Annotated in this window: 15 protein-coding genes; 8 read left to right on the top strand and 7 right to left on the bottom strand. The window is 64.8% G+C overall.

Annotated features, from left to right (window positions below):
* Window positions 1–26 precede the first annotated feature (26 nt).
* Genes ACODTA_RS03420 through ACODTA_RS03400 form a run of 5 tightly spaced genes read left to right on the top strand, consistent with a single transcriptional unit; the run spans window position 27 to window position 6,611 of the window.
* The gene (locus ACODTA_RS03420) at window positions 27–869 is read left to right on the top strand and encodes an XrtA system polysaccharide deacetylase (protein ID WP_489064397.1); all 843 of its coding nucleotides are present in this window, start codon (window positions 27–29) and stop codon (window positions 867–869) included.
* Window positions 866–1,939, top strand: a complete 1,074-nt coding sequence (locus ACODTA_RS03415) for a FemAB family XrtA/PEP-CTERM system-associated protein (RefSeq protein ID WP_489064396.1) — start codon at window positions 866–868, stop codon at window positions 1,937–1,939. Before ACODTA_RS03420 ends, ACODTA_RS03415 begins: the two co-directional genes overlap by 4 nt.
* The gene (locus tag ACODTA_RS03410; RefSeq protein ID WP_489064395.1) at window positions 1,936–3,162 is read left to right on the top strand and encodes a TIGR03087 family PEP-CTERM/XrtA system glycosyltransferase; all 1,227 of its coding nucleotides are present in this window, start codon (window positions 1,936–1,938) and stop codon (window positions 3,160–3,162) included. The genes ACODTA_RS03415 and ACODTA_RS03410 overlap by 4 nt, the downstream gene beginning before the upstream one ends.
* Window positions 3,159–4,700 carry an exosortase A gene (gene xrtA / locus ACODTA_RS03405; RefSeq protein ID WP_489064394.1) on the top strand — a complete coding sequence of 514 codons (1,542 nt, stop codon included), beginning with the start codon at window positions 3,159–3,161 and terminating at the stop codon, window positions 4,698–4,700. Before ACODTA_RS03410 ends, xrtA begins: the two co-directional genes overlap by 4 nt.
* 9 nt (window positions 4,701–4,709) lie before the next feature.
* Window positions 4,710–6,611, top strand: coding sequence for an XrtA/PEP-CTERM system amidotransferase (locus tag ACODTA_RS03400; protein WP_489064393.1), 1,902 nt, complete (start codon window positions 4,710–4,712; stop codon window positions 6,609–6,611).
* A 42-nt stretch (window positions 6,612–6,653) separates the two neighbouring features.
* Here ACODTA_RS03400 and truA read toward each other — a convergent pair whose 3' ends face one another.
* Window positions 6,654–7,394 (bottom strand): tRNA pseudouridine(38-40) synthase TruA, encoded by a 741-nt coding sequence (gene truA / locus ACODTA_RS03395; RefSeq protein ID WP_489064392.1) that lies wholly within the window; start codon window positions 7,392–7,394, stop codon window positions 6,654–6,656.
* On the bottom strand, window positions 7,391–8,293 hold the full coding sequence (gene fmt, locus ACODTA_RS03390; RefSeq protein WP_489064391.1) for a methionyl-tRNA formyltransferase: 903 nt from the start codon (window positions 8,291–8,293) through the stop codon (window positions 7,391–7,393). Before fmt ends, truA begins: the two co-directional genes overlap by 4 nt.
* Before the next feature lie 53 nt (window positions 8,294–8,346).
* On the opposite strand from fmt, the gene recR reads away from it, so the two are divergent.
* The gene (recR, locus tag ACODTA_RS03385; protein ID WP_489064390.1) at window positions 8,347–8,943 is read left to right on the top strand and encodes a recombination mediator RecR; all 597 of its coding nucleotides are present in this window, start codon (window positions 8,347–8,349) and stop codon (window positions 8,941–8,943) included.
* A 152-nt stretch (window positions 8,944–9,095) separates the two neighbouring features.
* On the top strand, window positions 9,096–9,629 hold the full coding sequence (def, locus tag ACODTA_RS03380; RefSeq protein WP_489064389.1) for a peptide deformylase: 534 nt from the start codon (window positions 9,096–9,098) through the stop codon (window positions 9,627–9,629).
* 13 nt (window positions 9,630–9,642) lie between these two features.
* Here the strand turns inward: def and ACODTA_RS03375 are convergent, their stop codons facing one another.
* On the bottom strand, window positions 9,643–10,116 hold the full coding sequence (locus tag ACODTA_RS03375; protein ID WP_489064388.1) for a hypothetical protein: 474 nt from the start codon (window positions 10,114–10,116) through the stop codon (window positions 9,643–9,645).
* A gap of 110 nt (window positions 10,117–10,226) precedes the next feature.
* On the opposite strand from ACODTA_RS03375, the gene ACODTA_RS03370 reads away from it, so the two are divergent.
* Window positions 10,227–11,618, top strand: coding sequence for a DNA recombination protein RmuC (locus ACODTA_RS03370; protein WP_489064387.1), 1,392 nt, complete (start codon window positions 10,227–10,229; stop codon window positions 11,616–11,618).
* A gap of 28 nt (window positions 11,619–11,646) precedes the next feature.
* Here the strand turns inward: ACODTA_RS03370 and ACODTA_RS03365 are convergent, their stop codons facing one another.
* Genes ACODTA_RS03365 through ACODTA_RS03350 form a run of 4 tightly spaced genes read right to left on the bottom strand, consistent with a single transcriptional unit; the run spans window position 11,647 to window position 13,927 of the window.
* Entirely contained in the window at window positions 11,647–12,360 is a 714-nt protein-coding gene (locus ACODTA_RS03365; protein WP_489064386.1) for an META domain-containing protein, read from the bottom strand.
* Window positions 12,361–12,407: 47 nt separating this feature from the next.
* Window positions 12,408–13,211, bottom strand: a complete 804-nt coding sequence (locus ACODTA_RS03360; RefSeq protein ID WP_489064385.1) for a TrmH family RNA methyltransferase — start codon at window positions 13,209–13,211, stop codon at window positions 12,408–12,410.
* Between the two features lie 42 nt (window positions 13,212–13,253).
* On the bottom strand, window positions 13,254–13,526 hold the full coding sequence (locus ACODTA_RS03355) for an HPr family phosphocarrier protein (RefSeq protein WP_222988422.1): 273 nt from the start codon (window positions 13,524–13,526) through the stop codon (window positions 13,254–13,256).
* Window positions 13,523–13,927: a PTS sugar transporter subunit IIA gene (locus ACODTA_RS03350; protein WP_222988423.1), complete on the bottom strand. Its 405-nt coding sequence runs from the start codon at window positions 13,925–13,927 to the stop codon at window positions 13,523–13,525. Before ACODTA_RS03350 ends, ACODTA_RS03355 begins: the two co-directional genes overlap by 4 nt.
* Window positions 13,928–13,945: the final 18 nt, after the last annotated feature.

Below are 13,945 nucleotides of genomic sequence, written 5' to 3'. Positions count from 1 at the left end.
GGCTTGCCATCCCTAGGGAGCCGCAGATGCACAATGCGCTTTCGGTCGATATCGAGGACTGGTTCCAGGTCGGCGCGTTCGAGACCACCATCTCGCGCGACGACTGGGGCCGGCTCGAGCATCGCGTCGAGCGCAACAGCGACGCGGTGCTCGCGCTTTTCGCGCGCACCGGCGTCAAGGCGACCTTCTTCACATTGGGCTGGGTGGCGGAGCGTTATCCTGCACTGATCCGCCGCATCGTCGAACAGGGGCACGAGGTGGCCAGCCATGGCTGGGATCATATCCGCGTCTTCACGATGACCGCCGACCAGTTCCGCGCCGATATCGATCGTACGCGCAAGACGCTGGAGGATGCGAGCGGACAGCGGGTGGCCGGCTATCGTGCGCCCAGCTTCTCGATCGACAAGCGCACGCCCTGGGCACATCCGATCCTGGCGGAGCAGGGCTATGCCTATTCGTCGAGCGTGGCGCCATTGCGCCACGATCATTATGGCTGGCCCGAAGCGCCGCGTTTCGCCTTTCACCCGGTCGAAGGCAGCGAGTTGATCGAATTGCCGGTGACGACCGCTGAGATCGGCGCGCGGCGGCTGGCGTTGGGCGGCGGCTTCTTTCGCGTCCTGCCTTATGCGCTCACACACTGGGCGATCGGCCGTGTCTTCGCGAAGGAGGGGCGCCCGGCGATCTTCTATTTCCATCCCTGGGACATGGATCCCGGCCAGCCGCGCGTTGCCGATGCGCCGCTGCGTTCGAAGCTGCGCCACTATACCAACCTGGCCGCGATGGAGCGCAAGCTTGAGCGGCTGATCGGCGAATTTCCCTGGGGGCGCACTGATGCTGTCGCCGCCGCCGAAGCGAAGCGCGCGGAATGAATGCACCGTTCTCGATCGCCACGGCCAGCATCCGATCCGCCGATCTCGCCGACATCCAGGAAGCGCAACGCATTGACGCCTATGTCCGTGCGCATCCTGATGGTTCGCCCTTCCATCTCACCGCGTGGGGCAGGGCGGTCGCAAAGGGCTGCGGCCAGCGCGCGCACTGTCTGGTCGCGGAGACCGGTTCGGGCGTGCTGGCCGGTGTGTTGCCGCTGACCGAGTTGCGATCGCGGCTGTTCGGTCGAGCCTTGATCTCAAACGGTTTCGCGGTGCGCGGTGGGCCGCTCGCCGATGACGAGCGCGTGGCGCGCGCGTTGGTCGACGCGTCATGGTCCATGGCTGAAGGGCTGAGCATACCGAGCGTCGAACTGCGCGGGCCGGTACCCGAAAGTCTGGAGTGGCAGGTTATTGACGATCGCTACGCCAATTTCTCCCGTCCGCTCGGGCAAAGCGATGAAGCCGATCTGCTCGCCATTCCTCGCAAACAGCGGGCGGAGGTCCGCCGGTCGCTCGGTTTCGATCTCGATGTAACGGTCGGCCAGGGCGCGCGGGAACGTGCGGCGCATTACACCGTCTATGCCGAGAGCGTCCGCAACCTGGGGACACCGGTCTTCCCGCGTGCCCTGTTCGATGCGGTCCTTGACGGTTTCGGCGAGGATGCCGACATATTGGTCGTGCGGCAGCAGGGCGTGCCGGTGGCAGCCGTGCTGTCGCTCTATCACGACGGTGTCGTCATGCCTTATTGGGGCGGCGGCACACATGCGGCGCGGACATGGCGCGCCAATGACCGCATGTATTACGAGCTGATGAAACATGCGCGCGCGCGCGGCTGTTCGCATTTCGACTTCGGGCGATCGAAGCCGGGCACCGGCGCCTTCACCTTCAAGAAGAATTGGGGGTTCGAGCCGCAACCGCTCAGCTACGCCATGCGCACCGCCGATGGTGCGGTGGCGCGCGAGATCAATCCGCTCAACCCCAAATATCGGTTGAAGATCGCGGCATGGCAGAAGCTGCCCTTGCCGATCGCGAATCTGGTCGGTCCTTTCATTTCCAGGGGGCTCGGATGACAGGAGAGATATTGTTCCTGTCGCATCGTCCGCCCTGGCCGCCCGATCGGGGTGACAAGATCCGGTCCTGGCATCTGCTCGAACATCTTGCCCGGCTGGCGCCAGTCCATCTCGTTTGCCTGGCCGATGACGATGCCGAGGCAGCAACGCCGCCGCCGCCGGGGCTTGAACTGGCCTCATGCCGTATCGAGCCGCGCCGGATAGGAAAACCGGCTGCGGCCATATCCGGCCTCGCGGGCGGGCGTCCGTTGCTGCTAAGCCTTTTCGACAGTGCAGTGCTCCGCGATCAAGTGCGGAGTCTGATCGAAACCCGGCCGATCACCTGCGTGATGGCCTATTCGATCCAGATGGCGCAGTTCGTACCCGATCTCGCCGACAGCATCCGATTCGTCATGGATTTCGTCGATGTCGATTCGGCCAAGTTCGAAAGCTATGCGCGCGGCGGCAATCCGCTGATGCGCTTCATCTATAAGCGCGAAGCACGGCTGCTGGCCGCCTATGAATGCACAGTCGCGCACCGCGCCGATCTGGGATTGTTCGTCAGCGATGCCGAAGCCGGCCTGTTTCGTGAGCGGGTGAGTCTGGGTGACGATCGGATACGCGCGCTCTGCAATGGTGTGGATCTCGCCTATTTCGATCCGGCGGGCGATCATCAACGCCCCGATCTGCCCGCACCGCTGATCATATTCACCGGCCAGATGGATTATCGCCCCAACGTCGAGGCGGTGGTGGGGTTCGCGCGCGATGTTATGCCTCGCATTCGAATGGACCGGCCGGACGCGCGTTTCGCCATTGTCGGCCGCCGCCCTGACCCGGCGGTGCAGACACTGGGTGAACTTCCCGGCGTGATCGTGACCGGCGAGGTTCCAGACGTTCGCGGCTGGCTGGCGGCGGCCGATGTGGTTGTGGCGCCGCTCGGCATTGCACGCGGCGTTCAGAACAAGGTGCTGGAGGCGATGGCGATGGCGCGCCCCGTTGTCGCCTCACCCGCGGCATTCGAGGGGATCGAAGCGCGGCCGGGCGAGGAATTGCTGGTGGCGGACGGTGCGCAGGCACAGGCCGATGCGGTGCTGCGCCTGCTCGATGATCCGGCATGGGCGCATATGTTGGGAATGGCTGCGCGGGCGCGCATCGAGGCGGACTATGGCTGGGGTGCACGGCTTGCGCCTTTGTCCGCCATGGTTGGACTGACCGATGCGCCACTGATGGCGGCCGCCGAATGACCGCCTATGTCCCGATCCAGGCTGCGCCCGATGGCGCGCTGACGCCATGGCGGCGTCAGTTGCTGTTGCTTGGACTGGCGACGGCTGTGATCCTGATTGCCTTTGGGCGGGATGCCGCCGATATCGCCGATATCTGGTGGCGCAGCGACACGTTCGGACATTGCCCGATCGTGGCGGTAATGATCGGCTGGCTGATCTGGCAGCGCCGCGCCTTGCTCGCACAACTCACGCCGCGCAACTGGGCGCCGGGCCTGCTGCTTGTCGGCATGGGGGCGGGGGGATGGCTGTTGGGCGACGCTGCCGGCGTCGCGCAGGCGCGGCATCTTGGGCTGCTCTTCATGCTTCAGGGCGCGGTGGTATCGCTGCTCGGGCCCTCGGTTTCTCGCGGGCTGCTCTTCCCGCTCGGTTATGCGCTGTTCCTGGTGCCGTTCGGTGAGGAACTTGTGCCGCCATTGCAGACGCTCACCGCGAAGATGTGCATTGCGCTGCTCGGTCTGGTCGGGCTGCCCGCGCATATAGACGGCGTCTTCATCACCACGCCGACGGGCTATTTCGAGGTGGCGGAGGCGTGCTCCGGCGTCAATTTCCTGATCGCGATGTTCGCCTATGCGGTGCTGGCGGCGCATCTCTGTTTCCGCAGTGCGTCGCGGCGCATCGCCTTCGTGCTGTTCGCGGTGACCAGTTCGGTCGTCGCGAACGGTATCCGCGCCTGGGGCACGATCTACATCTCGCACCTGACCAGTATTGATTTCGCGGCGAGCTTCGATCATGTCTTCTACGGCTGGTTCTTCTTCGCGATCGTGATCGCGCTGGTGACGGCGGTTGGCTGGCGCTTTTTCGATCGCTCGATCGACGATCCCGCCTTCGATCCCACGCCATTCATCGAAGATGGGCCACCCCGCGCGACAAGCCTTGTCGTTCCGGCCGCGATCGCCGCGATATTGGCGACGCCGCTGATCTGGTCCGCGGCGATTGCCGCGACCGGGCGGGAAGCGCTGCCCAATGCCGTGCAATTGCCCGAGGTGGAGGGCTGGCGGCACGTGCCTTATGCGCCGTTGACGCCCTGGACGCCGCATTTCACCGGCGCCGATCATCGACTCCTAGGTCGCTATGTGAATGCGCGGGGCGATGCCGTCGATCTCGCCATCATCCTTTACGGCCATCAGGACGAAAGCCGTGAACTGATCGGTTATGGCCAGGGTGCGGTCGGCCCTGAAAGCGGCTGGGCGTGGACGACACAGGCGCGCAATCCGGCCGACGGCATGGCGGAACGCATCACCGGGCCGGGGCCGATAACCCGCGAAGTGGTCAGTTTCTATCGACTTGGCGGCATCACCACCGGCAGTGCGATGCGCGTCAAGCTCGAAACCTTGAAAACGCGCCTGTTCGGCGGATCGCAGATCGCGGCTGCCGTGCTGGTTTCGGCGGAAGAACGGCAGGGGCGTAGCGCGCGGCCCGCCATTGATCGCTTCCTTGCCGATCTCGGGCCGGTCGATCGTGTGACCGACGCACTTGCCGCTGACGCACGCGGCCGATAGTCGGGCCTTATGTGCGGGATTGCCGGTATCTTCCATCTCGATACACCCAAGCCGGTCGATCCGGCGCGGGTGACGATGATGACCGATGTGCTCGCGCATCGGGGCCCCGACGGATCTGGCGTCTGGACGGCGCCGGGTGTCGGGCTGGGGCATCGCCGACTTTCGATCATCGATCTGGGTGGCGGCGCACAGCCGATGATCAGCGAGGATGGCCGGATCGCCGTCACCTATAATGGCGAGATCTACAATTTCGCGGAGCTGCGCACCGAATTGCAGGCGCTCGGCCATGTCTTCCGCACCGACAGCGATACCGAAGTGATCCTGCATGGCTGGCGGCAATGGGGCGCGCAGTGCCTTCAGCGGTTTCACGGCATGTTCGCTTTCGCGCTGTTCGATTCGGGGCGGCAATGCCTGTTTCTTGCGCGCGACCGTCTGGGCGTGAAGCCGCTCCACCATGCGCGGCTGTCCGACGGCAGCCTGATCTTCGCTTCCGAACTCAAGGGATTGCTGGCGCATCCGCTGCTGCGCCGTGCGCCGGATGTCCGCGCCGTCGAGGATTTCCTGGGCCTCGGCTATGTGCCCGACGATAGCTGCATCGTCGCCGGGGTCGAGAAACTGCCGGCCGGGCATTATCTGCTGCTCGAACGCGGCAAGGGTATGGCCGCGCCCATATGCTGGTGGGATGTGGATTTCAGCCGCCGAGCCAGCGGGTCCGCGCGTGCGCTGGAAGAGGAATTGACCGAGCGACTGCGCCAGGCGGTGCGGTCGCGCATGGTCGCGGACGTACCGCTGGGCGCCTTTCTGTCGGGGGGCGTCGACAGTTCCTCGGTGGTGGCGCTGATGGCGGAAGCGAGCACCCAGGCGGTCAAAACCTGCTCGATCGGCTTCGATCAGGCCGATCTCGACGAAACCCGGCACGCCGATCAGGTTGCGGCGCGTTTCGCCACCGATCACCGCAAGCGGATCGTCGCCGCCGACGATTTCGCGCTGGCGGATCGCTTGGCCGACGCGTTCGACGAGCCCTTTGCCGACGCATCGGCGCTGCCGACCTACCGCGTTTGCGAACTGGCGCGCGAAACGGTGACGGTCGCCTTGTCCGGGGACGGTGCGGACGAGGCCTTTGCCGGTTATCGCCGTCACCGCTTCCAGCATGCCGAGGAACGGATCCGCGGTTTCCTGCCGGGTGCGTTGCGCACCCATATCCTTGGCGGGCTGGGGGCGATCTATCCCAAGGCCGATTGGGCACCGCGCCCGCTGCGCGCCAAATCGACATTGCTGGGGCTCGCCCGGTCAGGCGAGGAGGCCTATGCACTGGCGGTGGGCGTCACCACGCCCGCGCTGCGCCAGCGCCTCTATGCCGACGAGACCCGTCGTCTGCTGGACGGCCACCGCGCGGAGGCGCGAATCGAAGCTGCGATGCGCGGCGCCCCGGCGCGCGAACCGCTCGACCGTGCGCAGTACGCCGATCTCAAGATCTGGTTGCCGGGCGATATCCTGACCAAGGTCGACCGGACCAGCATGGCGGTGAGCCTGGAAGCGCGCGAGCCATTGCTCGACCATCGCCTGATCGAGTTCGCAGCGTCGCTGCCGGTCTCGATGCGGCTGCGCGGCGGCGAAGGCAAATGGCTGATGAAACGGGCGATGCGCCGCTATCTGCCCGACGATATCCTATATCGTCGAAAAATGGGTTTTGTGACCCCGATCAGCGCGTGGTTTCGCGGCGCCTTGTCAAGTGAGGCGGAACGGATCGCGCGTGGGGCCGCACTTGCCGAAACCGGTTGGTTCGATCGCGTCGCACTGGAAAACATCGTGCGCGCGCATCTGTCAGGTCGCAGCGATCACGGCCGGCTGCTGTGGCAGCTCATGATGCTCGACAAGTCGCTGACCCGGTTATTTGGCATGGGGCGCTGACAGGCGTTGAGACCTTCCCAACCTTCGTCATGCCAGCGAAGGTTAGGGATAGACCGCTTCGGCGAAGTAAAGCCCGTCGGGAGGCGCGTTCAGGCCCAATTCCGCACGATCCTTGGCCTCCAGCGCATCGCGCAGATCCTGTGCGGTCCATCTGCCCTGGCCGACCAGCGCCAGGCAGCCAACCATCGACCGCACCTGATGGTGCAGGAAGGAGCGCGCCGCCGCGTGCACCTCGACGCGGTCGCCCGTGCGCACCACATCGAGCCGGTCGAGCGTCTTGACCGGGCTTTCGGACTGGCAATGGACCGACCGGAAGGTCGTGAAATCGTGCTGTCCCACCAGGATTTGCGCGGCATCGTGCATCGCCTCGGCATCGAGCGGCGGCGCGATTCGCCAAGCCCGCCCGGCATCGAGCGCGAGCTGGGCGCGACGTGTGACGATGCGATAGACATAGCGCCGCCCGGTGCACGAAAAGCGGGCATGCCAGTCGTCGGCCACCGGCTCGCATGCCAGGATCGCCACCGGATTGGGCCGGACACGCGCGTTGAGCGCTTCCATCAGGCGAAAGGATGTGATCGGCTTTTCGATATCGAGATGCGCCCGCATCGCCAACGCATGGACGCCGGCGTCGGTGCGGCCAGCGGCATGGACCGCGATGCTCTCGCCCGTTACCGCGAATGCCGCATCCTCGATCGCCTGCTGCACGCTGGGGCCGTGCGCCTGGCGCTGCCAGCCCATGAACGGGCGGCCGTCGAATTCCACCGTGAGCGCGAAACGCGTCATCCGAGCCGCGTTCCCGCGGGAATCCGATAGCCGCGCAACAATTCGACGGGCGCCATCGCCGCCTTGCCCGCACGCTGGACGAGCAGGGGGCGGAGAATGCCGTTCGCACAGGCGATGCCGAGCGCATCGTCGATGATCGTTCCGGGTTCCCCCGATCCTGGCTCGGCCGACGCCGCGAGGATCCGGACCCGTTCGCCGCCAAGCTCGAAAAATGCACCGGGCGCGGGATTGAACGCACGGACCTGGCGTTCGGCTGCCGCCGCGTCGGCGAAATCGAGCCGTGCCTCGGCCTTTTCGATCTTCCGGGCATAGGTGACGCCATCTTCGGGCTGGGCGATCGCCGGATATGCGGCGGGGTCGGCCAGGACGCGCACCATCAGCGCCGCGCCCTTGGTGGCGAGTTCGTCGGTCAGTGCGCCGGCGGTCTTGCCGTCGATCATGGTTTCGATCGTCGCGCGCATCGGCCCCGTGTCCAGCCCGGCTTCCATCTCCATGATCGTGACGCCGGTCACCGTATCGCCGGCCAGGATCGCTCGCTGGACAGGGGCGGCGCCCCGCCAGCGCGGCAGCAGCGAGCCATGGACATTCAGGCAGCCAAGCCGGGGTGCCGCGAGGATCGCGCGCGGCAGGATCAGGCCATAGGCGGCGACCACCGCGACATCGAGGTCTAGCGCCGCGAATGCCGACTGTTCCTCATCGCCTTTCAGCGACTGCGGCGTCCTCACTTCGATGCCCAGCGTCTCGGCGCGGCGCTGCACGGGGGAGGGCTGCAGCGTCTTTCCACGGCCGGCGGGGCGGGGCGGCTGGCTATAGACGGCGACGACCTGATGGCCGGCCGCAGCCAGCGCGTCCAGCGTCGGCACGGCGAAATCGGGAGTTCCCATGAAAGCGATACGCATGAATGTCTCTCAACCGCTTGGCAGTTGGCAGCGCAAGCCCTTATGTGTCCGCCATGGCCTCTCAAGAGATCGAAACATTGGCGCAGGCGCTGGCACGGCTTCCCGGTTTCGGGCCGCGCTCGGCGCGCCGCGCCGTGCTGCACCTGATGAAGCGGCGTGAAGCGGCGATGCTGCCGCTGCTGCGTGCGCTGGAAGCGGTAAGTGAGCGGCTGTCGACCTGCGATACATGCGGCAATGTCGATACCAGCAATCCATGCAGCGTCTGCGCAGATCCGCGCCGCGATGTGCGCGCGCTCTGCGTCGTCGAGGAAGTATCGGATCTTTGGGCGCTCGATCGGTCGCGACTTTTTCCCGGTAAATTTCATGTGCTTGGCGGTCGGCTTTCAGCATTGGAGGGAGTCCGGCCGGAAGATCTGTCGATCGACAAGCTGCTCCGGCGCGTCGAAGCTGGCGGCATCGACGAGGTCGTGCTGGCGATGAATGCAACGCTGGAGGGGCAGACAACCGCCCATTATATCGCCGAACGATTGGAGCGCTTTCCAATCCGGCTGACCCAGCTTGCCCATGGCCTGCCCGTCGGCGGCGAACTTGACTATCTTGACGAGGGGACATTGGCGCAGGCGCTGCGCGCGCGCCGGCCGGTAAGCTGATCGATCTCCTCGTTATGATGTTTGGGATGTAAGGGGTTGATTGTCAGTCGATTTATCGTCTGGTTCAATCGGCTTATCAGCGGCTTGTTTGGCGGTCTTGGTGCCGCGACACGGTGATTGAAAATGCCGATATCAGGCTCTACATCGGCGAAATGGCTATTCTTCCTATCCTAGAGACGCCCGATCCGCGTCTGCGTGTCGTTTCCAAACCGGTCGAGGCGGTCGATGACGAACTGCGCGCGCTGATCGACGATATGTTCGAGACGATGTACGACGCGCCCGGCATCGGCCTGGCCGCGATCCAGGTTGGCGTGCCCAAGCGCGTGCTGGTGATCGACCTGCAGGAGCCAGAGGAGGAAGAGGGGCCGCCGGTTCGCCGGCCGATGGTTTTCGTCAATCCCGAGATCGTCGATCCCAGCGCGGACCTGTCGGTCTATACCGAGGGCTGCCTTTCGGTTCCCGATCAATATGCCGATGTGGAGCGCCCTGCGACGATCACCGCGCGCTGGCTCGATTATGACGGCAAGCCGCATGAGGAGCGGCTGGAGGGCCTTTTGGCCACATGCCTCCAGCACGAGATGGACCATCTCGAGGGTGTGCTGTTCATCGATCATCTTTCGCGGCTGAAGCGCGACATGATCCTCAAGAAGCTGACCAAGGCCCGCAAGGAACGTCGCGCGGCTTGACCGAGTTGCGGTTTCAGCGTTCGCAGCGGATCAGATCGATCGGTTTGTAGGTCTGGTCGCTGGAGACTGTCATCGTGCTGCCGGCGTTCTTGAGCCTTAATCGCATGGTTTCCGCCACTTCGTCGCCTTCGGCGGCGCAGACCGCGTCGATATCATAGCCGTCCGCGACGGGCTTGATTTGCTTGAAGCTGCAATAGACTTCGCCCTTTGTCGTCAGGTCGCGTTCGGTGAAGTGCCAAGGCGGCGATTTGCAGGCCGCCTGATCGATCGCCCATAGGCCCGCAAAACCGGTTTGCGGCGTTGCGATCGGCGCAGCGCGCGGTTTTTCGGCTGAAGTCGAGGTGTTGATCGACGGCGCCTGCGCTGATGGGCCGGCTATATCGACGGTGACGGCGTCATTGGACGCGGCCTGCCGTGATGAATCCGGTTCGCAAGCGGCAAGCATGAACAACGTGGTGGTGATCGGCAGCAGGATTATCGGACGCATGGGCATTTAACGGTCGAACCGCATCTTGTTTCCTCTACCCACCAAGCGTGGCCATTGCCAAAGCCGGAACGAACGGGCAAAGTTCGCTGAATGTTCTTGTTGAGGCAAATATGAGCGAAGCCGTCATTCTGGTCCTGATCGTCGCCGCGATCCTGATCGGCGTGCTGACCGGCTGGTGGCTGGGCAGCCGTGGCGGCGCCGCCGTGCGCGCTGAGCGTGACCGTTATCTTGAGGATTCCCGTCGCGCCGTCGCCGATCTGGCGGGCATGGAGGAACGCGCGCGCGACGTACCCCAATTGCGTGAATCGCTGGCGCATGCCCAGGCAGAGGCGGCAGGGTTGCGCGCCGAGCGCGATGCCCGCGAACGCGCATTGCAGGATCAGATCAAGGCGCTGGTCGAAGCGAAGGAGGCATTGTCCGCGCAGTTCAGCGAGGTTGGTGGCCGGCTGCTGCAGGATGCGCAGCGCGTTTTCCTCGAACGCGCCGACCAGCGCTTCCACCAGGCGGGCGAGAAGAGCGAGGAGCGTCTGAAGCAATTGCTCCAGCCGGTCGAGACCACCCTCAAGCGCTATGAGGACGGGCTGGCGCAGGTCGAGAAGGAACGTGTTGGCAGTTATCGCGAACTGCGCGAGGCGGTCGAGCAGGTGCGCGTCGGCCAGGGGCAGGTGAAGGACGAAGCGGCGCGGCTGGTTAACGCGCTGCGGTCGAGCCCCAAGGCGCGGGGGCGCTGGGGCGAACAATCGCTGCGCAACGTGCTTGAACAGGCCGGATTGTCGCCGCATGCCGATTTCCGGTCAGAGGTTTCGATCGATACCGATGATGGGCGTCTCCGGCCCGATGTCATCGTGAGTCTGCCGGGCGGGCGCGAACTGGTGATCGACGCGAAATGCTCTCTGAACGCCTATCTCGACGCGAGCGATGAGGTGGATGAGAGTGCTCGCGCGCATCATCTGAAACTGCACGCCGCATCGATCCGCAACCATGCTCGCCAGCTCGGCGAAAAGAGCTATTGGGAGCGGTTCGGCAAGGCCGCCGATTATGTGGTGATGTATATTCCCGGCGAGCATTTCCTGTCGGCCGCGCTCGAACAGGATGACGGATTATGGGACTGGGCGTTCGATCGCCGCGTGCTACTGGCGACGCCCACCAACCTCGTCGCGATCGCCCGCACCGTTGCCAGCGTCTGGCGGCAGGAAAAGCTGGCGGAGGAAGCCCAGCAGATCGGCGCGCTTGGCAAGGAGATGTACGAGCGGCTTTCGATCGCCGCGTCGCACCTCCGCCGGGTCGGCGGCGGCCTCAACAGCGCCGTCGATAATTACAACAAGTTCGTCGCCAGCTTCGAGGGGCGGGTGCTGGTCACGGGCCGCAAGTTCCGCGACCTGAATATCGAGACCGGATCTCGCGAGATTGAAGACATCGAGAGCGTCGACACGCTGGCGCGCGAGCCGCTCGACATGCTGCCCAACCCCGAGAATGACGATCGGGCGGAAGCGGCGGAGTGAACGGACCTCCTGCCGCGCTGGTGAAGATTCAGATCTTGCGGCGGAGCACGATTGTCCGTCCATTCGCACCAGTCAGGATCAACGTATCACCGTTCCGGAACGTCATGCCTATCGTGCCCTTGAGGATCGCGAGTAGTTTGTTCTCCTGATCCATCGCGGTGCCCGGGCAGGCCATCTTGGTCGCGGCAAGTGGCCCGAGCGTAAGCGCGGTGGTGTTGACGTCATAGCCGCCGGAAAAGCGGTTGCAGCCAGTGGTGCCGGAAACGCGGCCGTTCGTAAACACGATGTTCGCCGGTCGATCGGCCAGCGCATCCATCTCGCCGACGCGCAGGATCGTCCAGTCGGTGCCCTCCAGCGTCCGCGGCGACAGGATCGCGCCACCACAACCCTTCACCGTTTTGCCATCCGCCGTCACGGTCACGCTGTCCTCGTAAAGTCGGTCGCTCATCCCGTCGCTGCACTGGCTGTGGGTCACATCGACGGTCAGCCGGGCGGTTTCGTAGCGGTGTCCGTTGAATGTCGTGCGTGGTTCAGGCCGCAGGACGTCGATCCTGGTCGCGCCATAATCGCCCTCATAATGGAGCCTGCCGGGCGTGACCTTCAGCGTCCAGCCGGGCTCGGTGCCCAGCGCGCTATAGTTGTCCGGACCCGGCGGTTGCGGCGGTGCCGGTGGCGCCTCTGCCCTGGGAATAACGGTGCAGCCCGCGAGGAGGGCGAGGGTGAGCGGCAACAGATGTTTCATATCGCTTGAACAACAAGCTTCGGCCTAAGTTCCCGCTTGCGGCGCACTCAGGCCTTTCGATGCTGGTTGAGCACCTCATAGGCCATGACCGCGGTTGCGACCGCCGCATTCAGGCTGTCCGCCTTGCCCAACATCGGCATCTTCACCAGCAGGTCGCATTCGGCTTCGTAGTCGACCGGCAGCCCGCGCGCTTCGTTGCCGGTCAGGATGAAGGTCGGGCGAGGATAGTGCGGTTCCTGATAATCATGGGTCGCGTTCAGGCTGGTGCCGACCAGCGTACCGGGCCCAGCGCGCAGCCAGGCGATGAATTCCGCCCAGCGCGCCGTCGCGATCGTCTGCGTGAACAATGCGCCCATGCTTGCCCGCACCGCTTCGACAGAGAAGGGATCGACGCAATCGTCGATCAGGATCAGTCCGCCGGCGCCCACGGCGTCGCCGGTGCGCAGCATGGTGCCGAGATTGCCTGGGTCGCGCATCGCCTGCGCGACCAGCCAGATATCCGCGCTGCTGCGATCGATCGCGTTGAGCGGCGTCGCCCGCTCGCGATAGACGCCGATCACCGCCTGCGGATTCTCCTTGCCGGAGAGTTTGTGGAGGATGTCTGGAATCGTCTCGATCACGTCGCCACCCGTGGCCTCGGTGGCTGCGATCAATCGCATGACGATAGGATGATTGGCCGAATCGCGCGCGTAGAACAGCATTTCGGGCAGGAAGCCGGCTTCCTCGGCCTCGGCCAGGATGCGCAGTCCTTCCGCCAGGAACAGGCCTTCCTGCCGGCGATGCTTCTTGTCGCGAAGCGAACGGACGCGCTTGACGGTCTCGTTGGAAAACCCGGTGATCTCGCGGGGCATTTTATCTCCTGAACCCCTCGCTATCGGGAAAGGGCGGGGCCGTCAGTCTTCGCCGAACTTCGCTTCGACGAGTTCGGCGAGCAACTGCACCGCCTTTTCCGCGCCGTCGCCCCTGGCGCGGATGGTGACGCTGTCGCCCATGGCGGCGCCCAGCATCATCAGGCCCATGATCGACGTGCCGGTGACGGCCGATCCGTCCTTCTCAACCTCTACCGAGGCGCTCTGCTGGCTGGCTAGCGTTACGAACTTGGCGCTGGCGCGTGCGTGCAGTCCGCGACGGTTGGTGATCAGCACCGTGCGCGCGATCGCGGTCACACCGATTCGCCCAGCACTTCGGAAGCAACGCTGATATATTTGCGGCCCGCCTCGCGCGCGGCCGCCACCGCATCCTTGACCTTCATCGTCCGTCTTGCCCCCTCGAGTCGAATCAGCATCGGCAGGTTGACGCCGGCGATCACTTCGGTGTGACCCGTCTTCATCAGCGAAATGGCCAGGTTCGATGGCGTGCCGCCGAACAGGTCGGTCAGCAGGATCACACCATGGCCGCGATCGACCTCCGCGATCGCGCGCGCAATATCCTTGCGGCGCAGATCCATGTCATCGTCCGGGCCGATGCAGATTGGCTGAATCGCCTCCTGCGGCCCGACGACATGCTCCATGGCGACCACGAACTCCTTCGCGAGAAGCCCATGGGTAACCAACACCAATCCGATCATCTATCCAGACCTGCTTCT

Source organism: Sphingomonas sp. FG14 (assembly GCF_057809675.1).
This window is presented reverse-complemented; position numbering and strand designations above follow the sequence as displayed.